20 protein-coding genes and 1 pseudogene are annotated in these 19,738 nt (G+C 40.6%); 12 read left to right on the top strand and 9 right to left on the bottom strand.

The window, feature by feature from the left end; translation table 11 throughout:
• The 3 genes and pseudogenes from H344_RS0109880 to H344_RS22415 all read left to right on the top strand — a co-directional run.
• Positions 1–482: group II intron maturase-specific domain-containing protein (locus H344_RS0109880; RefSeq protein ID WP_026810173.1), on the top strand; the 482-nt coding region annotated here is incomplete at its 5' end.
• Positions 483–514: 32 nt separating this feature from the next.
• Entirely contained in the window at positions 515–1,144 is a 630-nt protein-coding gene (locus tag H344_RS22420; protein WP_051254246.1) for a group II intron maturase-specific domain-containing protein, read from the top strand.
• Positions 1,145–1,228: 84 nt separating this feature from the next.
• Positions 1,229–1,426: pseudogene (locus H344_RS22415) on the top strand (IS3 family transposase); the annotation flags it as partial.
• Positions 1,427–1,654: 228 nt separating this feature from the next.
• Here the strand turns inward: H344_RS22415 and H344_RS0109870 are convergent.
• Complete coding sequence (locus tag H344_RS0109870) at positions 1,655–2,491, bottom strand: DDE-type integrase/transposase/recombinase (RefSeq protein WP_034256385.1); 837 nt, start codon at positions 2,489–2,491, stop codon at positions 1,655–1,657.
• 2 nt (positions 2,492–2,493) lie between these two features.
• A complete protein-coding gene (locus H344_RS0109865; protein WP_034256383.1) occupies positions 2,494–2,907 on the bottom strand; it encodes a transposase in 414 nt (137 codons plus the stop codon).
• 347 nt (positions 2,908–3,254) lie between these two features.
• Here H344_RS0109865 and H344_RS20015 point away from each other — a divergent pair, with 347 nt between their 5' ends.
• The 5 genes from H344_RS20015 to H344_RS0109835 all read left to right on the top strand — a co-directional run bounded on the left by H344_RS20015 (position 3,255) and on the right by H344_RS0109835 (position 8,981).
• Complete coding sequence (locus H344_RS20015) at positions 3,255–4,157, top strand: saccharopine dehydrogenase family protein (protein WP_240484968.1); 903 nt, start codon at positions 3,255–3,257, stop codon at positions 4,155–4,157.
• 440 nt (positions 4,158–4,597) lie between these two features.
• Positions 4,598–5,296, top strand: coding sequence for an orotidine 5'-phosphate decarboxylase / HUMPS family protein (locus H344_RS0109850; RefSeq protein ID WP_026810170.1), 699 nt, complete (start codon positions 4,598–4,600; stop codon positions 5,294–5,296).
• Between the two features lie 30 nt (positions 5,297–5,326).
• Positions 5,327–6,352, top strand: coding sequence for a zinc-binding dehydrogenase (locus H344_RS0109845; protein ID WP_026810169.1), 1,026 nt, complete (start codon positions 5,327–5,329; stop codon positions 6,350–6,352).
• A complete protein-coding gene (locus H344_RS0109840; protein ID WP_026810168.1) occupies positions 6,353–7,144 on the top strand; it encodes an SDR family NAD(P)-dependent oxidoreductase in 792 nt (263 codons plus the stop codon). It begins immediately after the preceding gene.
• 943 nt (positions 7,145–8,087) lie between these two features.
• Complete coding sequence (locus H344_RS0109835) at positions 8,088–8,981, top strand: sugar phosphate isomerase/epimerase family protein (RefSeq protein ID WP_026810167.1); 894 nt, start codon at positions 8,088–8,090, stop codon at positions 8,979–8,981.
• A 199-nt stretch (positions 8,982–9,180) separates the two neighbouring features.
• On the opposite strand, the gene H344_RS0109830 is transcribed toward H344_RS0109835, so the two are convergent.
• Both H344_RS0109830 and H344_RS0109825 read right to left on the bottom strand, forming a co-directional pair.
• Complete coding sequence (locus H344_RS0109830; RefSeq protein WP_026810166.1) at positions 9,181–10,143, bottom strand: D-2-hydroxyacid dehydrogenase; 963 nt, start codon at positions 10,141–10,143, stop codon at positions 9,181–9,183.
• A gap of 146 nt (positions 10,144–10,289) precedes the next feature.
• The gene (locus H344_RS0109825) at positions 10,290–10,880 is read right to left on the bottom strand and encodes a DUF4202 domain-containing protein (protein WP_026810165.1); all 591 of its coding nucleotides are present in this window, start codon (positions 10,878–10,880) and stop codon (positions 10,290–10,292) included.
• Between the two features lie 268 nt (positions 10,881–11,148).
• On the opposite strand from H344_RS0109825, the gene H344_RS0109820 reads away from it, so the two are divergent.
• Both H344_RS0109820 and H344_RS0109815 read left to right on the top strand, forming a co-directional pair.
• Complete coding sequence (locus H344_RS0109820) at positions 11,149–11,466, top strand: type II toxin-antitoxin system RelE/ParE family toxin (RefSeq protein WP_026810164.1); 318 nt, start codon at positions 11,149–11,151, stop codon at positions 11,464–11,466.
• An 11-nt stretch (positions 11,467–11,477) separates the two neighbouring features.
• On the top strand, positions 11,478–11,810 hold the full coding sequence (locus H344_RS0109815; protein WP_026810163.1) for a helix-turn-helix domain-containing protein: 333 nt from the start codon (positions 11,478–11,480) through the stop codon (positions 11,808–11,810).
• A 412-nt stretch (positions 11,811–12,222) separates the two neighbouring features.
• Here H344_RS0109815 and dinB read toward each other — a convergent pair whose 3' ends face one another.
• The 5 genes from dinB to H344_RS0109790 form a co-directional block, all read right to left on the bottom strand.
• Positions 12,223–13,437, bottom strand: coding sequence for a DNA polymerase IV (gene dinB / locus H344_RS0109810; RefSeq protein ID WP_026810162.1), 1,215 nt, complete (start codon positions 13,435–13,437; stop codon positions 12,223–12,225).
• Between the two features lie 282 nt (positions 13,438–13,719).
• Positions 13,720–14,580, bottom strand: a complete 861-nt coding sequence (locus H344_RS0109805) for an acyl-CoA thioesterase (protein WP_026810161.1) — start codon at positions 14,578–14,580, stop codon at positions 13,720–13,722.
• A 39-nt stretch (positions 14,581–14,619) separates the two neighbouring features.
• Positions 14,620–16,161, bottom strand: coding sequence for an acyl-CoA carboxylase subunit beta (locus H344_RS0109800; RefSeq protein WP_026810160.1), 1,542 nt, complete (start codon positions 16,159–16,161; stop codon positions 14,620–14,622).
• Positions 16,162–16,199: 38 nt separating this feature from the next.
• Positions 16,200–17,678: an acetyl-CoA carboxylase biotin carboxylase subunit gene (gene accC, locus H344_RS20010; RefSeq protein WP_034256381.1), complete on the bottom strand. Its 1,479-nt coding sequence runs from the start codon at positions 17,676–17,678 to the stop codon at positions 16,200–16,202.
• A gap of 17 nt (positions 17,679–17,695) precedes the next feature.
• The gene (locus H344_RS0109790; RefSeq protein WP_026810159.1) at positions 17,696–18,175 is read right to left on the bottom strand and encodes an acetyl-CoA carboxylase biotin carboxyl carrier protein subunit; all 480 of its coding nucleotides are present in this window, start codon (positions 18,173–18,175) and stop codon (positions 17,696–17,698) included.
• 434 nt (positions 18,176–18,609) lie between these two features.
• Here H344_RS0109790 and H344_RS0109780 point away from each other — a divergent pair, with 434 nt between their 5' ends.
• Positions 18,610–19,113: a c-type cytochrome gene (locus H344_RS0109780; protein WP_026810158.1), complete on the top strand. Its 504-nt coding sequence runs from the start codon at positions 18,610–18,612 to the stop codon at positions 19,111–19,113.
• A 13-nt stretch (positions 19,114–19,126) separates the two neighbouring features.
• On the top strand, positions 19,127–19,708 hold the full coding sequence (locus H344_RS0109775; RefSeq protein ID WP_026810157.1) for a fasciclin domain-containing protein: 582 nt from the start codon (positions 19,127–19,129) through the stop codon (positions 19,706–19,708).
• The last annotated feature ends 30 nt before the right edge of the window (positions 19,709–19,738 follow it).

Genomic DNA, 19,738 nt, shown 5'->3' with positions numbered 1-19,738 from the left:
AACGAAAGACGAAGATTGTTTACTGCAAGGACGACCTTAGACGCGGTTCTTGGGAAAATGAGCAGTTTGACTTTCTAGGATTCACGTTCAGAGCAAGAAGATCAAAGAATCGATGGGGTAAGCATTTTATCAACTTCAGTCCTGCGATGAGCAATAGAGCTCGGAAAAAGATTAGTGAGGAGATAAGAAGCTGGAAACTCCACCTACGATCTGACAAGACTCTCGAAGATCTAGCACATATGTTCAATGCCAAACTGCAAGGCTATATTGGCTATTTCAGTAAGTTCTACAAGTCGAAGATGTACCCCTTGTTTCAACAACTTAATTTAAGGCTTGCACATTGGGTGGAAAGGAAATTTAAAAGGGTAAGGCGACATAAAACTAGAGCAATTAGATTACTCGGACGAATGTGTAGACAGAATCCAAATCTATTTGCGCACTGGCGATTTGGCGTGAGACCAGCAATGATCAAAACATTATAAAAGAAAATTGCAGACTGAATAATAGGAGCCGGATGAGGCGAGAGTCTCACGTCCGGATCTGGGAGAGGCCTCGGGGGAAGTTCCCGAGGCCTACTCGACTTGTTGTGCATTACCGAAGTTATAAACAATTGAAGTATGTGGAAAGTAGGTTAAGAGATCGATTCGCACAATGCAAATTAGAACTATGCCCAGTGAAGACTAAGATTGTCTATTGTAAAGATTCGAATCGTAATGATGTATATGAAAGCCAGAGCTTTGATTTTTTAGGTTATACTTTTAGACCTAGAAGTAGTCGCTGTAAAAATGGTTTATTCTTCGTTAGTTTTTCACCAGCTGTATCACAGAAGAGTTTAAAAGCTATGCGAAGTAGAATCAAAAAACATCCCATTATTAAAGGATGTTACAGTGAAAGTATCGAGAATTGTGCTCGTATTTTAAATCCAATTATTCGAGGTTGGATTAATTATTACGGTGGATTTAGAATGTCATCATTAACGTCAATTTTCCGATATATTAATGACAAACTGACTAGGTGGGTAATGAGGAAGTTTAAGTCTTTACATAGACGTAAAACGCGTGCAGGTATATGGTTGAAGAACCTATACTTAAAGAAAAACGACTTGTTTGTCCACTGGAAATACTATAATTGGGTGGTTGAATAACAAGAGCCGTATGAGTCGAGAGGCTCACGTACGGTTCTGTGAGAAGCTGAAGGGGGTGGTTCCCTTCGGCTTACTCGACCCGTAGCTGAAAGTTTTTTTAAGACCATAAAATATGAATGTATCCATAGACACAACTTTAAGACCTACTTACAAGCTTATCAAATTATTGGAAACTACGTAAATTGGTATAATAATGTTAGAATACATTCTGCCTTGGACTATAAAACACCGACAGAAAAGGAATTAGAACTAAAAATCAAAAACATGTATAATGTAGCATAAAACATTGTACCAAAATTATTAGGTAGTCCACTAAGCACTTTGTAGGGTTTTACTCATCCCTTGATTCATAAAGGGCCTACCCAACTGTTTATTACTAATTTGTTATTGTTTATAGAGCTTGACTGACGTCTGTTTACTAATGCCTAAAACATTGTTTATTGCTAATTGTTTATTGTTAATTGAAGTGATGTCCATGCCTGAATAGCATTGACCACTTTTAGTTAGTGATTAATATAAAATTACTGATTCTTTCTTTCTTAAACATCTTATTTTGTTTTCAAAAGCTACTGGATTCATTTTGTTTAATGAACTATGTGGTTTTTGGGTGTTATACATTCTTACAGCTTTAGCCGTATCATTTACGAGCTGACCATAGTTTTTAGGAGCATAATGACGTATATAATTATTTTTTATAACACCGTTTAACCTTTCGGCATTTGGATTCTCATAAACAGTGACTCCCATACTGTTCAATATCCCAGCCTGTGCTGTGAGCGCTCTGAATACTTTTGAATAGTACTGACCTCCACCATCTGAATGAAAGACAAGGCCTGGTAATTTTCTTGTTCTGCGGGTTTTTAACCCACACCTCAGTGCAGGCAGCGTGGTCATCTCAGTTCGTAAACCACGACTTACGGTATGCCCAACAATCATCCTTGAAAAAAGATCCATTACAAAAGTGATGTAGTAAAACATATCCCCTATCCTATAGTAGGTTATATCACTCACCCAAATCTGGTTTACATCGTTCAACTCAATACTATCAACAAGGTTATCAAAACGTACCACACCAGATGAATCTGTAGTTCCCCTAAATGCCTTTTTGATCTGCACACCATACCCCATATGGAGAAAGTAGCTTTCAAAAGCATCTCGCCCAATGAAGTCCGGAGCTAAGATCAGATATAAATCCCTAAGGTTCATCCCTGGATGGTCCTTCCTGACCTCACTCACAACAATCTCTAACTGTGCCAAAGCTCCCCTTCTTACTAGTGACCTATCCAATTTTGCGTGAAAAGCCTGTTTGGAAATGCCGGTCACATTAAAAAAACTATTGAGACTCATACCTATTTTTTGTCGGTTCTCCCAGAACCAGATTTGGGTACGGAACCAGCTTTTTTTTTAATATCTATCCCCAGATCGGCCTCTGCCAGCTCGATGAGTTTTTCCAGAAAATCAACTTTCATTTGCTTTTGACCGACCGCCTGTTCCAGTTTCTTGATGCGTGCCTGCAGCTCCTTTACTTTATGTGTGCCGCTCATTGGTTCTATTATTTGTTTGTATCCTTTCCGGTACAAGATAGAATATTTATAGACCCAATTATAAACCGCAGTTCTTGAAACCTGGTAAAGAGTACTTATCTCTCTCACCGTATATTCATTGTTTTCAATGCGCTTTACAGTGTCTTTTTTGAATTTTTCGCCAAATGTGCGATTATAGTTTGTCTTAAAACCTTTTTTCAATCCATTTAAATTTGCCATTTTTGATTAGAATTATCTAACCATAAACGGTCAACGTATTTCAGGCTCCGACATGACTACTGATCACCGATTACAGACCACTTACCCAATCTCAATACTTAATACTTTGTACTCACTACTAATTTTTGCGTTAGCTATTGCAGCGATATCCTTTTTTGACATGTGATTTATAATTATCCTAAGACCTGCGAGGTTTCTCAAACCTTGTAGGTCTAGTTGATAATCACGAAAAGTGTGAGTAATAATCTTACTAAGCAACAACCAAAAAAGATTAAGCGTAAAGAGCGACCCGATAGGGGAACGCCCAAAATAAAATTGGTATCTTTCTATACTAAATATCAACTAATATGGGACATAAAATCGTAATTGCTGGCGCTGGTGGGATTGCTAGTGCGGTGGGACTTATTATAGCGGAGTGGGCAGAGGGTGCTCCACAGCTGTTTATTGGAAACCGAACCTTGGACAAAGCCCAACAGCTGGCTCAATGGATTAAAGATGGGGTCACCAAACCCTGCGAGGTGAAGGCATTTCTGCTTTCAGAAAATGATACTACTAGTGAAATGGAGTCGGTCTTCAGAGAGGGCGATATTCTGCTAGATTGTCTGCCGGGGAGTTTGGCCCCGAGAATGGCGGGTTATGCCAAAGAATATGGCATGCACTATGTAAACCTAACGGAGTACGTGGCTGAAACTAAGGAGATCATGACACTAGCTAAGGATGCGGAAACGGGTTTTGTACTTCAATCTGGTTTGGCGCCAGGGTATATCGATTTATTGGCGCATCATCTGTTTTTGGAATTTTGTAAGGCCAACAAGGTGGATAAGGTAGATTCCTTAGAGTTTAAGGTGGGGGCTTTAACGCACCATGCCGTAGCCCCTCATTATTATGGTTTTACCTGGAGTCCGATTGGCGTGGCTACAGAATATATTAAAGAAGCCGAGACATTGCGGAATTATAAAATTAAACCGCGTCCGTCCCTATCGGAAAGGGCCACTATTATTATAGATGGAATTGCCTATGAGGAAGACCTTACTTCCGGCGGTGCTGCCGACTTGCCCCATGCGTTGGAAGGAAAAGTAGGGAATTTAGATTATAAAACCTTGAGGCATCCCGGTCATTATGCGTGGGTAGACCATCAGATTAAGGGAATGGAAAAGGATGATGATACTGTAGCGACTTTACAACGAGTAATGGGTGAGGCAATTCCGCATATAGAGGACGATCAAATTGTACTCTATGCCGCCGTATAAGGGAAAGATTCCAAGGGGATTCTTAGAAGAAAGGAAATAGCCAAGAAAATCTACCCGCAAAAAGTAGGGAAACATACCCTAAAAGCAATTCAGACGACGACCGCAGTTCCTATGGTAGAGGCTGCTTATCATTTATTGAGCACTAAGTCAAAAGGATTGATTCTGCAAAGTCAGCTAGACCCCAACCCCTTTCTGAACGGGAAGTTTGTTACGCCTGTTTATGGGGAGATAGAAGAATGAGATCGGTTATAAAATGATCGGAATTTGGCGTTTTTATGAAGAAGAGGACCTAAAAAGGGTAAGATTGACTAACTAATTGATCAAATATGTATAGGATGATTAATTACCTTTATGACTGGGATAGTTCCTGTATTTCTTATAGCATTTTTAAGAGGAACTATTAATCCAGACATTTTAGTATCACCAACTATACCACCAACATGAAACCCATTGTACAAATTTCCCTTGACCTTACCAATATTGACGAAGCTTTAGAAACTGCCGCCATGGCTCTTAGAGCGGGAGTGGATTGGTTAGAGGCGGGGACTCCGCTTATTTTGGCAGAAGGCTTGCATGGGGTAAGGAAGTTGAGGGAGGCCTTTCCGGGTATTCCGATAGTGGCCGATTTAAAAACCATGGATGGAGGCTATTTGGAAGCCGAAATGATGGCCAAAGCTGGCGCTACACACGTTGTAGTAATGGCTAGGGCACACGTAGAGACCATCAAGGTTGTAGTACAGGCAGGCAAAGATTATGGCGTAAAAGTAATGGGGGACAATTTAGGATGTCCAGATATGGTAGAAGGAGCAAAGCTGCTGGAAGAATTGGGGTGCGATTATGTAATTCACCATATTGGGTATGATGAACGCCGAGGCATTGCCGCACAAGGATTAAAAATGCCTAGCCCATTAGATCAGTTAAGAGAAGTTGTAAATGCAGTAAACGTTCCGGTGCAAGCGGTAGGCGGACTCAGTTTAGAGCAGGCCATACGCTGTCCGGAATACGGTGCGCCTATGGTAGTTTTAGGCGCTCCGCTGACCATCGATGCCGATTCTTTTAAAACAGCCGATGGAGATCTGGAAAGATCCTTGCGATTAATATGCGATAAAATTCATGCCTACGGAAAGGTCTCAAAATAACTAGTAATCAGAGTTGATACAAATACCATTATGAAGTCGATCGGAGTTGTAAACTATGCCCCTGAAAAGGGCAGTGTAGAAATTAGGGAAGTCGCCAAGCCAGAAATTGGGGAAGAAGATGTGCTGTTGGAAGTCGCCAACGTAGGAGTCTGTGGCAGCGATTTACACCAATGGACGGCCGACCATAGTTGGCCCGTGAATTATCCCGTAGTATTGGGGCACGAATTTGGGGGACATATTGTAGCACTAGGCAGTAGGGTAAAAGACTGGAAGGAGGGAGATAGGGTAGTTAGCGAGACTGCAGCAGTGATAGATCTCAATAATCCCATGAGCAAACAGGGGCTTTATAACCTAGATCCTACCAGAAAGGGATTTGGTTATGGGGTAAATGGAGCTATGACGCGCTTTGTAAAGGTGCCTGCTCGTTGTCTTCACAAGGTGCCCGATAACCTACCTTTTGAACAAGCCTGTCTTACCGAACCTTGCTCCGTGGCCTACAATGCCGTAGTAGTGAATTCACCCATAAAACCCGGGGATCGGGTAGTGGTGTTAGGGCCAGGGACCATCGGAATCCTTTGTGCTGCCATGGCCCGCTTATGTGGTGCCGAAGTAGCAATCATAGGACTAGAATCCGACCGAGGTAGATTGGAGATTGCCAAACACTATGGCTGTGAAGGCATTATTGGGGACGCGTCGGCATGGGTCCTTAAAAAAGATGGTTTGGGTGCCGACTGTATAATAGACGCTGCTGGGGCAAGTGCCACCTTAAAGATTGCTTTAGAATTGGTTAGGCCTAATGGTCATATTACCAAAGTAGGGTGGGGGCCACAGCCCTTAAACTTCTCTTTGGATCCCCTAGTGCAAAAAAATGTGACGCTGCAGGGAAGTTTTAGCCATAATTGGCCTATTTGGGAGAAAGTACTCTCGCTATTGGCTTCGGGTCAATTGGATGTGAAACCCATTATTGGTGGGGTATGGAAACTAACCGAGTGGCGAGAGGCATTTGAACAAATGCATAGTGGGAAAGTAGTTAAAAGTGTTTTAAGACCTGAATAGATGCGATTAAAAGAGAAAATAATATTGATTACAGGTGGCTACACAGGCATTGGTCGAGCTATAGCCCGCCGCTGTGTGGCCGAAGGTGCCAAGGTAATGGTGAACGGGTTGGACGAGGATCTCGGAAAAACTCTTGTAGAGGAGCTAGGAGCAGAAAACGCCAGCATTTTCACCATAGATATTACCAATCCCCAAGCTCCGCAGAAACTGCTGGCAGAAGCGCTGAGAACTTATGGCAAACTAGATGCAGTGGTTAATAATGCCGCTTTGATTGGTTCGTCCAATATAAATACCACAGACATCCCCCTAATGGAGCGAATGCTGGCGGTGAATACGATTGCTCCTTTGGCGATAATTCAGGCTGCCTTGCCCCATTTATCCAAAGTGCGGGGGTGTGTGCTTAATATTGGTTCTATTAACGCATGGGGAGGGGAACCCAATTTATTGGCCTATAGCATTTCTAAAGGAGCGTTGATGACAATGACCAGAAATTTGGGTGATAGCCTGTTCCGGGAATATGGGGTACGGGTTAATCAGATTAATCCTGGTTGGGTGCTTACGGAAAAGGAGATTTTAAATAAAAAAGAACAGGGAATGAAGAGCGATTGGTATAAGGATATCCCCGATATTTTTGCCCCTGCTGGACGAATCTTCACTCCCGAAGAGATTGCCACGGTATGTTTGTACTGGCTTTCGGACGAGTGTGGCCCGGTAAGTTCGCAAGTCATGGATTTGGAACAGTTCCCGATGATAGGTCGGAATCTGCCCAAGAGTTGGGAGGGGTCGCACTGAGGAGGAGTATTAAGTATTAAGAACAAAGTATTAAGTACAAAGTATTGAGATATGAGTAGTGAGTATTGAGAAAGGTTCAGTAATCAGTTTTTCAGTGGACAATAAACAATTAGCAATTATCAATACTGTTGGTTGTAGGTCCCTGAGGCAGTTGACAATTCAGAAATCTAAAAAACAGAAAATTGAATAGCCCCGTGATTTATCACGGGGAATAATAGTACGTGAAGAACTCGGCTTTAGTCAAACCTTGAGAGCTACAGTATTGCTAACGCTAGGCTAGTATAAAGTATAAAGTAGTGAGTATTGAGATGGGATCAGTGAGCAGTAAACGGTGGCAGTAATCAGTTTTTTCAGTGAACGGTGGGCAGTAGTCAGTTTTCTCAGTGAACAATAAACAATTAGCAATTACCAATGGATGTGGAGATGCTTACTCGAGCGGCATTTGAGAATGGGTATTTAGCCTGCCTGACGGCAGCTTAGGTCACCTGGCGGTGGCGATTTTTCCGCTGGTGACTGAGTTTACCTGCCGGAGGTAGGCGGAGCCGAAGTCACAATTGAAGGGGAGTATTGAAAATTAGTATTGAGAAGGGTTCAGTAAGCAGTGAATGGTGGGCAGTAATCAGTTTTTCAGTGAACAATAAACAATTAGCAATTATCAATACTGTTGGTTGTAGGTCCCTGAGGCAGTTGACAATTCAGAAATCTAAAAAACAGAAAATTGAATAGCCCCGTGATTTATCACGGGGAATAATAGTACATGAAGCACTCGGCTTTAGCCAAACCCTGAAAATTATAATTGCGTTACATCACAAGTATTAAGTTACTAAGAAATGAAATGCTTACAAGTGCGGACAAAACATTATTAAACAGTAAGACAGGAAAACCTATGAATCCTGAATAACCAATCAACCAAACATTAACCAATAATTAAAACCATATTATTTTGCCAAAATTAGCCGTATTCCCCAAAGCATTTATGCAAGAACTTTGTAAAGATGGAACCATGAAAGTTTCCGAGTGGAAAGACCTGGCCGTTAAATTGGATATTGACGGACTGGAATGGTATGCCGGGTTCTTGGAAATGGAAGATCCATCTAATTGGCCTGTTTTTAGGGAGCAGGTAGAAAGCCATGGAAAAGTAATTCCCATGCTGTGCTGCTCCCCAGATTTCACCCATCCAGATGCTTCCTTTAGGGAAGCGGAAATCAAAAAGCAAATTCATTGGATCAAAATGACCCATGCCCTAGGGGGTTCTTATTGCCGAGTGTTGTCTGGGCAACGTAGACCCGAATTAACCATGGAAGAAGGCGTGACTTTTGCGGCCGACTCTATAAAACAATGTTTACCACGTGCCCAAAAGCTAGGAATAACGTTAATTTTAGAAAACCATTACAAGGACGATTTCTGGGAGTATCCTGAGTTTGCACAGCAAATGGATGTTTTTTGCGAGCTGGTATCCCGTATAGACCATCCTAATTTTGGAGTGAACTACGACCCAAGTAATACTTTTTTGGCTGGTGAGGATCCGTTGGAACTACTATACCGGGTTTCGGACCGAGTGGTGACTATGCACGCTAGTGATCGCTATTTAAAGGAAGGGACAATAGAAGATCTACGAAAGGAAGAAGGCGGCGCAACAGGTTATGCCAAAAGATTGAGTCACGGGGAAATAGGAAAAGGACTAAATGATTACGATGCCATTTTTAAGGAATTGAAAAGAGTGGGATTCAATGGTTGGATTAGTATAGAAGACGGTGTAGATGGCATGGACCAATTAGAACGTAGCGTCACCTTTGTAAGAAAGAAAATAACGGAATATTGGCCTGATTTTGAATAAAATAAACTGTACCCTGAGCGTAGTCGAGGGTAGGGTAAGTGGGACAATCCCATGGAGCATTGCGGAATATGTTTTCCAACTCTAACCATAAACTAGCGAGGTAAGTTTCGGGGTATTTATCTACCCCTCCATAATAAAAAACACCTTCCCTTAGATTCAAGAGAAGGTGTTTTCATTTTTATTATAATTGAGTGAAAATTTAATTCACTACGTTCTGAGGACTGTCTTTAAGAAATGCTTCCAAATTTTCTACTGCAGTATGCATAAGATTGATTCTAGAATCTAAAGGTGCCCAAGCAATATGAGGGGTAATAATACAGTTTTCTGCTTGTAGCAAAGGACTGTCGGCATTAATAGGCTCCTGAGAGGCCACATCTACCGCTGCAAAAGCTATTTTTCCACTGTCCAAAGCTGACTTTAAATCTTCTTCCACGATTAAGGGTCCGCGAGAGGTGTTAATCAGCATCACCCCATCCTTCATTTTTGCAATATTGGCAGTATTAATTATGCCTTCAGTTTCGGGCATTAAGGGGCAGTGAAGACTTATAACGTCAGATTCACGCAGAAGCTCCTCCATTTCTACCTGTTTAACATTCTCTGTTTCAAGTTCTGGTCTTTTCCGACTTCCGGCAGTTAAGATCTTCATTCCAAAGGCTTCCGCTAATTTGGCGGTGGCCCGGCCGATACTACCGTATCCGATAATCCCCATGGTTTTGCCTTCTAAAGCGACTAATGGGTAATTCCAAAAACAAAAATCTTTGCTATTGGTCCATTGTCCGTCCTTTACTGCGCGATTGTGTTCTCCCACATGATGGCACATTTCCAACAACAGCGCCATTGTCATTTGGGCTACTCCGGCTGTACCGTAGGTAGGGACATTGGTGACTATCATTCCCAAGGATTTTGCAGCTTCTATATCCACTATATTGAATCCGGTGGCCAAAACACCAATATATTTTACGGCAGGCACTTTTTCTAATACCTCTTTTGGTAGTGGCGTTTTGTTGGTGAAAACGATGGTGGCATCGCCAATGGCTTCCACAATTTTTTCGGAATCATAAGGGGTTCTATCGTAAACGGTCAAAGATCCTAAAGCTTCCAATCCTTCCCAGCTTAAATCACCCGGATTAAGCGTATATCCGTCCAAAACAACAATCTTCATATATAACTGATATTAAATTAAAATTATGCCTAGCATCTAACATTAAAAAAAGCGCGTTCTCCTAAAAGTACTAGGCTAATAAACAAAGATAACACTTGGTCTTTGAAAATAAAAGTATACCCCCGTGGGTCACGTCTACATTGGATCTACTCTTGTATTGCTTTTGAAATTGTTTCGCGTGACTGCTTAGATAATGGGAGTTGCAAGGCGGCCTCATGCCCTTTGGTCGACATTTTCCGCCAGGTTTTTCGCAGTACGTCCAATTGCTTTTCCTCTGGGTGCTTTGCTGCAAAGTCCTCAAAGTAATATTCTAGAAATACCAAACAGATGACATCTTCCAGCGTTTGGGTTTCCTCATTTTTATGCAATTGTTTTTTCTGTAATAGGAAGGCTACTTGGTCTATTACTTCCTGCTCGTACCCAACCTCTTTTAATATGGCAGAGGCTTTCTCTACATGGAATTTCTGGAGATCTTGTCGCCATCTTAAATAGCCTTTTCTACCTTTTTCGTAGGTGTCCCTTGGAATCTTCCATCGTTGGATATGTTGGCAACGGGCTGCTAATTGAAGGGCTTCGGAGGCGGTTGGTGCAAATTCATTCAGTTTCTCCGTCATCCTAATGGCATAAAGCAGTTCCTTAGGATAGTTTTTACCCTGCCATTCTTCAGTATTGGGATCTTCCTTATTGGCAGCATCAAACTGCTCAATCGCATTTATAAATCTTTCTTCTGCTGCCATATTTTAGGTTTTGCTCAAAGTTATTTAGAAATGAGTTAATGTGAAAATTCATCAATGTAATAATGTAACAATGGGTTTTAATTTGGAGATTTGGAAATGAGTTAATTTGAAAGTTGGGCTAGAGGGGAAGCTTTTGAATAGCCACGACATTTTAGCCTATTAATTTTTAAGAATATTTTATTTCAAACTAAATAATGCACTTAAAATGTTTCCATATAAGTTAACTTTTTATCGTATATTTGTTATATAGTAAAGATGTTTAAACCAGATGGAAAGTAGATTTGAAGTCGTTTTTCTTGGGCAAGCCATTGATTTTATGGCAAAAGTAGACAAGAAAGCTAGGGCTAAAATATACTATAATCTAGATAAGGCTAAACTGGGACTAGATCCAAAACTGTTTAAAAAGCTAACTGACGATATTTGGGAATTCAGGACTAAATACGACGGACTTCAATATCGGCTTTTTGCATTTTGGGACAAGACTGGTGAAAAACCAACACTTGTAATTACTACCCACGGGATAGTCAAAAAAACAGATAAAGTTCCAAAAGCAATACAGATACGTGCAGCATATTTCGATCAATAAAAAATAAGGTTATGGAAACAAAAAAGAAGAAAATGAGAATGATGACCCTAGACCAAATGAAGGACAATGATATAGGGATTATCGGAACTGCTGAACGGGATAAATACGAATTCGATTTGCGAATGGAAATTCTTGGTGAAATGATTAAGTCTGTTCGAAAAGAGCGGAAATTGACGCAAGAGCAATTGGGAGAATTAATTGGTGTACAAAAATCCCAAATATCAAAATTAGAACGTAGTGCTAAGAATGTAACCATCGAAACTATTTTGAAGGTTTTCGACGCATTAAAGGCAAATGTAAAATTTAGTGTGCAGATGGATGATTCTGATTTTAAAGTGGTTTAATATATAGCTGTGGTAAAGCCCCCCCTTTGTTTATTGTGATGGAGTGATGTGCTATTGAGTTAATTTGAAAATAAAGGATTAGTGTATCAATAGATCAATGTGAAAATGTAGCAATTATTTTGATTTGGAAATTTGGTAATGAGTTAATTTGAAAGTTGGGCTAGAGGGGAAGTTTTTGAATAGCCACGGGCTTTACCCCATTGGATAAAATTAGATGGGGATAGGTGGCTTTAACCAAATATTCGGTTTTTTACTTTTGACTAAACCTGTTTTGTAGATTCTTTATTCATACCCTAATTAATCAGGGGTCTCCCCAACTGTTTATTGCTAATTGGTAAATGTTTATTGTTAATTGATAAATGTTTATTGTTAATTGATAGAATGTCCATGCCTGAATAGCATTGACCACTACTCAAAGCTTCCTATGTGCCAATACCACGGGTGGCTGCCCGTTAAAGGGATTCTGCATTCTACCGATGGTCTTGGCGCCCAACCCTGCTGCTCTTATGATGCTCTTATCGCCAAAACGCTCCCTTATCTTATCCAGAGCGGCATAGAGATTCAGTGCCTCCTCGGTATCATCAAAGAGATTGATCTGATAATTTCCCTGTACTAGGTGGCTGAAACGGATACCAATCAATCGCACTAATAGTCTTCGGTTATAGAGCGTATTGAACAGGCCTAGGATCTGTGGGATTAGAATATGGTCTGCACTGGTATATGGAATCCTTAATTGTTTGGAGTAGGTGTTAAAATCTGAGTAACGGATCTTTACCGATATACAGGCGGTCAGTTTTTCCCCTCTCCGGAGTTGATAGGCCAGGTTTTCCGTCATGGCAATAAGAATACCGCGGAGCTTTGTTATATCTATGGTGTCTTTATCAAAAGTACGCTCGGTAGAGATAGATTTTCGTTCCGAATAGGGGATCACTGGGGTATTGTCCATGCCGTTGGCCCGTTTCCATATTACCTCGCCATTGGCTCCCAATACCCGTTGCATCACATCCATGGGCATCTCTTGGATGGTCTTTATCTGGCGCAATCCCAAATTCCGTAGCGTTTGGTAGGTCTTATCGCCCACCATGGGGATCTTTCTAATGGATAAAGGTGCTAAAAACGGTTTTTCATGGCCATAGTCTATTTTTCTTTGATTATTTGGCTTGGCTTCACCGGTCGCTATTTTTGATACCACTTTGTTTACGGACAACCCAAAGGAAATAGGGAGTCCCGTTTCCTTAATGATCTTATGGCGGAGTTCTGAGGAGTATTGGTAAGCGCCAAAAAAACGGTCCATTCCCGTAAGATCGGCATAAAACTCATCGATACTCGATTTTTCGAACAAGGGTACCTGTTCCTTGATGATCTCGGTTACAATATCCGATTGCTTGCTGTAATTGCCTGCGTTTCCCTTTATAATTACTGCTTCGGGACAGAGTTCCTTGGCCATTTTCATGGGCATTCCGGAATGTACGCCAAAGCCTCGGGTTTCGTAACTACAAGCAGCTACAACACCTCTATCACTAGTGCCTCCTACCAATATAGGCCTATGGTTAAGCCTACTGTCTTGGAGTCGCTCTACGGATACATAAAAGGTATCTAAATCTAAATGGAGTATTGTTTTGTTCATAGCATATCAAAAAATAGGTATGCTAAACTATGGATTATTTCCATGTTATTGGATATAATCCATATAATCTTATCCACAAAATACTTTAATCTCTAAATGAGAATTAAATGTTTCATAGGTTTATCCTAAAGGGATTGGATTTAAGGGAAGTAGGATAGTTTAGAAATAAGAGGTGAAGTATCAGCTATAGAGTAAGTAAAAATTTGAAGGTAAGTAATACGGAAGAGGAGTTATATAAACTGCTCTAGACTATTTAAAGGGTCCAGAGCAGTCTATTATTCATTACTTCATTTTTCGCATCAGCCCTTCTTGGGTAACCGAGGCGATTAGCTTTCCCTTTCTATCAAAAATACTTCCTCTAGAGAACCCTCTGGCATTACTGGCACTTGGACTATCCATAGTGTATAATAGCCAATCGGAAATATTAAAGTCGCGATGAAACCAAATAGCATGGTCTATACTTGCGTAAAAGGTTTTATCCGCTCTCAATTTTTCCCGGTGGGGTAGGGAGGCAGTGGTAAGAATATTGTAGTCGGACATATAGGCCAATAGCTGCTGTTGCATAGGTAAGCTAACACTTATAGGAGCTGCTGTACGCATCCACATATGATTAAAAGGGGGACCGTTTTTAGTAAGTAGTGCACTCAATCGTTCTACCGGTTTAAACTCGAATGTGGTTGGGTGAGTAAGTTGGAGAAACTTATATGTATAGGGGTCTATTTGCTCCATCTCCTCTAGCTGATCTAAACTGCTCAAGAGCTTTTTTGGAGTTATTACATTGGGTATGGAAATCTGATGGTCTTCTCCCTCTTCCTTTACTTGAAAGGAAGCCGCCATATTAAAAATTGCCTTCCCATTTTGTTTTGCTACCACACGTCTGGTTGCAAAACTACCCCCGTCCCTAATGTTTTCCACTTCATAGGTTATAGGAATACTAAGGTCGCCCCCCAAAATAAAATAGGCATGCATGGAATGGGCAATCTTATTATCTGGTACAGTTTGATAGGCAGCATGGAGCGATTGCCCTAGTACCTGTCCTCCAAAAACCCTACCCCAAGGGGCCTGATAATTTTGTCCGACATAGGTAGTATCATCTACGCGCTCTAGGCTAATTAGGTCAATTAAATCTTCTATACTGTTCATATTGTGGCTACTAATTCTTTATGTTTGTTGGGTACTTTTTTACAAAGGTATGTTTCCATGTTTTTTCTTGGGCATGTTTACCACCTTATTTTCTAAGATGGAGAACCCCTTTATTAATTTTCTACGGGTATCCTTAGGTAGGATAACTTCATCTATAAAGCCCCTTTCAGCAGCACTAAAAGGATTCGCAAACATTTCTGCGTATTGCTGTTCTTTTTCTACGAGTTTCTTTTCAGGATCCTCGGCGGCCATAATCTCTTTCCTAAAAATAATTTCACTGGCTCCTTTGGCACCCATTACTGCAATTTCAGCACTGGGCCAAGCATAGTTTAAGTCGGCCCCAATATGTTTGGAATTCATTACATCATAGGCCCCACCATACGCTTTTCTAGTAATGACTGTAATTTTAGGAACTGTTGCCTCACTTAGAGCGTAGAGTAATTTTGCACCATTGGTAATTATACCGTTCCATTCTTGATCCGTACCCGGTAAAAATCCAGGAACATCTACCAATACTAAAAGCGGAATATTAAAACAATCACAGAAACGAGTAAACCTTGCCGCCTTTTTGGAGCTGTCTACATCTAGTACTCCCGCTAAGCTCATAGGCTGATTAGCTACAATGCCGATACTCCTACCTGCCAATCGGGCAAATCCTACTACAATATTTTCGGCATAGAGCTTATGTACCTCAAAAAAGGTATAAGGATCTATGATCTCTTGGATAATATGGCGCATATCGTAGGGCTGATTTACGTTTTCAGGAAGAATGCTTTCTAAGCTCTCTCTAATCTCCGTTTGTAGGGAATAGGGGAGCGACTTTGGGGCATCCTCACAATTTTGAGGCAAATAACTAATCAATTGTTTTATTTGGGCAATACATTCCAAGTCGTTGCCAGCCGTAAAATGGGTAACCCCGGATTTGGTGGCATGGGTGATAGCACCTCCCAATTCTTCGGAGGTAACTTCTTCATTGGTAACAGTCTTTACCACATTGGGGCCAGTTACAAACATATAACTGGTATTTTCTACCATTAGGGTAAAATCGGTCATAGCTGGGGAATAGACAGCCCCGCCAGCACAGGGTCCCATTATGGCTGATATTTGGGGGATTACCCCCGAAGCCTTTACATTTCTATGAAAAATATCGGCATAACCACCCAAGGAGCGGACGCCTTCCTGAATTCTTGCTCCACCACTATCATTGAGTCCTATAATTGGGACACCAATTTTCATGGCCATATCCATTATTTTACAAATTTTTTCGGCATGTGTTTCGGAAAGGGAACCTCCAAAAACGGTAAAATCCTGGGCGAAGACACAGACTTCACGTCCGTGGATTGTTCCAAATCCGGTAACTACGCCATCCCCGTAATAAATTTGTTTATCCATACCAAAATCCTTAGTTCTATGGGTTACCAAAGCACCCATCTCCTCAAAGGAACCTTCGTCCAGTAAAAAATGAATTCGCTCACGAGCGGTTAATTTGCCTTTGGCATGTTGGGTATCGATCCGTTTTTTACCGCCTCCCAATTTGGCAAGGGCAATTTTTTCCTCCACTTTTTTTATTTTCTCCTTCATTTAATAGTAGACTTTATATTGCTTGTGAATCTTAAATATTAACGGTTGCTTCTTTTTAATGCCCAATTGGAATTTTCGCCTTCTGGAATTTTTAGGATTTCCTGGTGTTCTAAATAAAGTTTAAGCCCTATTAGAGCTGCAATTTTTCGCTCCTTTTTATAAAGCTTAAGGAGTGCTTCTTTGCTAAAATGTTTCTTTACAAAGTGAGTATCAAAATTTCCTGAAGTAAAGGCTTTATGCTCAAAAACAAACTTTCCAAAGGGGAGGGTGGTTTCCAAACCTTCAATTTTGTAGTTGGCAATGGCATGGAGCATACGTTGTATGGCCTCTTGCCTATTTTTTCCGTATGTGATTAATTTAGAAAGCATGGGATCGTAGTAAATAGGAATGGTCATACCTTCCTCAAATCCATCATCTAACCGTATCCCAGGTCCATGAGGACGTTGGTAGGTTTCTAAGGTACCGATACTAGGTAGAAAATTGTCGAAGGGATTTTCGGCATACACTCTTAGTTCTACCGCATGTCCTGTTATAGATAGATCTTCTTGCTTCATTTCTAATACCTCATTCCTAGCAATTTTTATCTGTTGTTCTACTAGATCTACCCCTGTTATTAATTCGGTGACTGGATGCTCTACTTGTAGGCGCGTATTCATCTCTAAGAAATAGAAGTTATGGTCTGCATCTAATAGAAATTCTACGGTTCCGGCACCAACGTAGTCGCAAGCTTGGGCTACCATCACAGCAGCTTTACCCATAGCAGTTCTTGTTTCGGGCGAAAGTACAGCAGAGGGAGCTTCTTCTATTACCTTTTGATGTCTTCTTTGTATACTACATTCTCTTTCAAAAAGGTGGACGGCATTTCCGTGATTATCGGCCAAAACTTGTATCTCTATATGTTTTGGAGAGTCAATATACTTTTCTAAAAAAACGGCTCCGTTGCCAAAAGCGGCTTTGGCCTCACTAATGGCACGTTGCATTTGTTCTTCTAAATCGGCGGCTTCTTGTACCACTCGCATTCCTTTCCCACCTCCGCCCGCAGCAGCCTTAATTAAAATAGGGTAACCAACTTCGTTGGCGATGGACTTTGCTAGAGCTAAATCCGTTATAGCTTTATCGATGCCCGGTACCATGGGGATATTATATGCTTTCACCGTTTCCTTTGCGGCTAATTTATCGCCCATAACCCGTATCGCATGGGGTTTTGGACCAATGAAGGTTATATTATTATCGCTCAGCAGTTGTGCAAAATCGGCATTCTCACTCAAAAATCCATACCCAGAATGTACGGCGTCGGAATTAGTGTCTTGGGCCGCCTTGAGCAACTTTTCCATATTTAGGTAGGATTCGGAAGAGGGGGCATTGCCAATAAATACGGCTTCATCTGCAAACTTCACATGGGGAGAATTCCTATCGACATCCGAATAGACTGCAACAGTTTTTATACCCATATTTTGAACAGTTCGCATAATTCGCAATGCAATTTCTCCTCTATTGGCTACCAGTATTTTTTTCATGTTCATATAGGTCTAGCTTATTCCAGTTCGATTAAAATCTGGCCCTTTACTACGGCATCGTTAACTTGCACCTCTAGTTGTTTAATAATTCCTTGCCCAGGGGAGGTTATAATATTTTCCATTTTCATTGCAGATAAAACTAATAAAGGGGTGCCTTTTGAAACCTCTTCACCAACAGAGGCCATAATGTCTATGATAAGTCCGGGCATAGGAGCTGTTACATGGTTTATTTGGTGTGATTTGGTGGCTAGCATTCCCATTTTGTTCACCATCTGATCTAATTGATCTTCTAGTTTTAAATGATAGGGATTACCATTTACCTCTAATGTAATCTCCTTGTTAGGGAAGTTGGATTGGATAACTTTTATATCATATGATTTTAAGTTAGATAAAGCATGATACTGTGAGTCACCAGTGGGGATAATATCCAAGGAGTCTAATTCTTCTTCAGTTAAGCTAAAGGTGTCTTCTTGAATCTTAATTAAATAGTTGGTCATATAATGCAGTTTATTCGTGGAGGAATTTTATTCTCTAGGGTGGAGGTTTTTTATTTCCCACAAGTTGTACTAAGATATGTAAAAGATTTAAAAGACCTATCCTAGTTTTCCTTATAGAACGGCAACTAGTAATGAATAATTAATGGGTTGGCACATTTAATTAAGTGGTTGTTTAATCGTACTCAATTGTAAATCAACTTGTTTGATTCCCAAAATAGATTTTAGATCAAAAAACACATCAGAAAATAATCAATTAGGACTTTTTTGTCCGATATATGATTATTATCATGTTTTATACGGTGGAGTCAACTTAATTTTGTCTTAACATAAAGTTAAACTCAACAGTAATAAATAAAAAACAATCAAGAATTATTGGACTAGCAAATCAAATTAAGTGAACAATTATCCATTAACCATTAAAAATAAAAAAACCAATGAAAATAATTTTTAAGAGTGCAGCGATCCTTTTTTCAGCTTTAATTATGAGCTGTGGAGGAAAGGAAGAAAAGAAAAAAGACGGATTTAGTGTAGATAGGGCTAAGACTAAAACAGAAAAGCCTGCGGCTCCTGCAGCTTCAGATGTAAAGGCTTCCGAAATGGTAGATCTAACTAATAAAGGGGTAGGACCAATTACCTCAGTTACCTTGGATGCAGAAGTAGACCAGGCTATGGCAGCGAAAGGAAAAGAAGTTTACGATCAAATGTGTTTGGCCTGCCATAGGGTAGGGAAAAAATTTATTGGCCCGGCACCAGATGGTGTTATGGAAAGACGTACCCCGGAATGGGTGATGAATATGATCTTAAATCCAGAAGGGATGGTAAAGGAAGATCCTTTAGCTAAAGCGCTTTTAATGGAGTTTAATGGATCACCAATGGCCAATCAAGGTCTTACTGAGGAACAGGCGAGGGCTATAGTAGAATATTTCAGAACCTTATAATAATCACTTTTATATGAAGCTAATCATCCACTTAAAATTATGGGCAGTATCATTTCTTATTCTGGGTCTTGTATCTAGTTGTAAAAATGAGGACAAGACCACTACGACGGATACCTCCAATACTACGGGGAAAGAAATAGAAGAAAAGCAAGGTCAAGCCTTTATAGAGGATGATGGCTCTACTCCCAATGTACTGAACATCGCTATAGGGTCAGCAGACCATACCACTTTAGTAGCGGCGGTCCAGGCGGCAGGTCTGGAGAACGTTTTGGTAAATGCCGGACCACTTATGGTATTTGCGCCAACTAATGAAGCTTTTAATGCGCTGCCAGAAGGAACAGTAGAAGATTTGCTAAAACCGGAAAACAAGGAAGCCTTGGCCAATATTTTAAAGTATCATGTAACCCCAGGAAATTACAGTGTAGATTTTTTAAAGAAGTTTAAAAAACTGGGACAGGCAAACAATCAGAATGTTGCCGTAGAGGTCAAAGGCGATGATGTTTATGTTGGTGGCGCAAAAATAATAGCTAGCATTCCTGCAGGCAACGGAATAGTACACGTGGTAGACAAGGTAATGTTGCCTCCTACAGAGTAGTAATAAATAAGAATAATTAATTAAATAATT

Origin of the sequence: Arenibacter latericius DSM 15913 (assembly GCF_000424985.1) — a bacterium.
GTDB classification, from domain to species: Bacteria; Bacteroidota; Bacteroidia; order Flavobacteriales; family Flavobacteriaceae; genus Arenibacter; species Arenibacter latericius.
The sequence above is the reverse complement of the archived record's forward strand: the minus strand, read 5'-3'. Positions and strand labels throughout refer to the sequence as shown.

What these genes read in the sequence shown, in the direction of transcription:
- H344_RS0109825 (WP_026810165.1), bottom strand. Translation starts at nt 10,880, where the DNA reads ATGGCAGCAGAAGAAAGATTTATAAATGCGATTGAGCAGTTTGATGCT.
- H344_RS0109805 (WP_026810161.1), bottom strand. Translation starts at nt 14,580, where the DNA reads ATGAACAGTATAGAAGATTTAATTGACCTAATTAGCCTAGAGCGCGTA.
- H344_RS0109775 (WP_026810157.1), top strand. Translation starts at nt 19,127, where the DNA reads ATGAAGCTAATCATCCACTTAAAATTATGGGCAGTATCATTTCTTATT.
- H344_RS0109830 (WP_026810166.1), bottom strand. Translation starts at nt 10,143, where the DNA reads ATGAAGATTGTTGTTTTGGACGGATATACGCTTAATCCGGGTGATTTA.
- H344_RS0109815 (WP_026810163.1), top strand. Translation starts at nt 11,478, where the DNA reads ATGGAAACAAAAAAGAAGAAAATGAGAATGATGACCCTAGACCAAATG.
- H344_RS0109840 (WP_026810168.1), top strand. Translation starts at nt 6,353, where the DNA reads ATGCGATTAAAAGAGAAAATAATATTGATTACAGGTGGCTACACAGGC.
- H344_RS0109850 (WP_026810170.1), top strand. Translation starts at nt 4,598, where the DNA reads ATGAAACCCATTGTACAAATTTCCCTTGACCTTACCAATATTGACGAA.
- H344_RS20015 (WP_240484968.1), top strand. Translation starts at nt 3,255, where the DNA reads ATGGGACATAAAATCGTAATTGCTGGCGCTGGTGGGATTGCTAGTGCG.
- H344_RS0109820 (WP_026810164.1), top strand. Translation starts at nt 11,149, where the DNA reads ATGGAAAGTAGATTTGAAGTCGTTTTTCTTGGGCAAGCCATTGATTTT.
- H344_RS0109870 (WP_034256385.1), bottom strand. Translation starts at nt 2,491, where the DNA reads ATGAGTCTCAATAGTTTTTTTAATGTGACCGGCATTTCCAAACAGGCT.
- accC (WP_034256381.1), bottom strand. Translation starts at nt 17,678, where the DNA reads ATGAAAAAAATACTGGTAGCCAATAGAGGAGAAATTGCATTGCGAATT.
- H344_RS22420 (WP_051254246.1), top strand. Translation starts at nt 515, where the DNA reads ATGAGGCGAGAGTCTCACGTCCGGATCTGGGAGAGGCCTCGGGGGAAG.
- H344_RS0109800 (WP_026810160.1), bottom strand. Translation starts at nt 16,161, where the DNA reads ATGAAGGAGAAAATAAAAAAAGTGGAGGAAAAAATTGCCCTTGCCAAA.
- H344_RS0109790 (WP_026810159.1), bottom strand. Translation starts at nt 18,175, where the DNA reads ATGACCAACTATTTAATTAAGATTCAAGAAGACACCTTTAGCTTAACT.
- H344_RS0109865 (WP_034256383.1), bottom strand. Translation starts at nt 2,907, where the DNA reads ATGGCAAATTTAAATGGATTGAAAAAAGGTTTTAAGACAAACTATAAT.
- dinB (WP_026810162.1), bottom strand. Translation starts at nt 13,437, where the DNA reads ATGAACAAAACAATACTCCATTTAGATTTAGATACCTTTTATGTATCC.
- H344_RS0109845 (WP_026810169.1), top strand. Translation starts at nt 5,327, where the DNA reads ATGAAGTCGATCGGAGTTGTAAACTATGCCCCTGAAAAGGGCAGTGTA.
- H344_RS0109780 (WP_026810158.1), top strand. Translation starts at nt 18,610, where the DNA reads ATGAAAATAATTTTTAAGAGTGCAGCGATCCTTTTTTCAGCTTTAATT.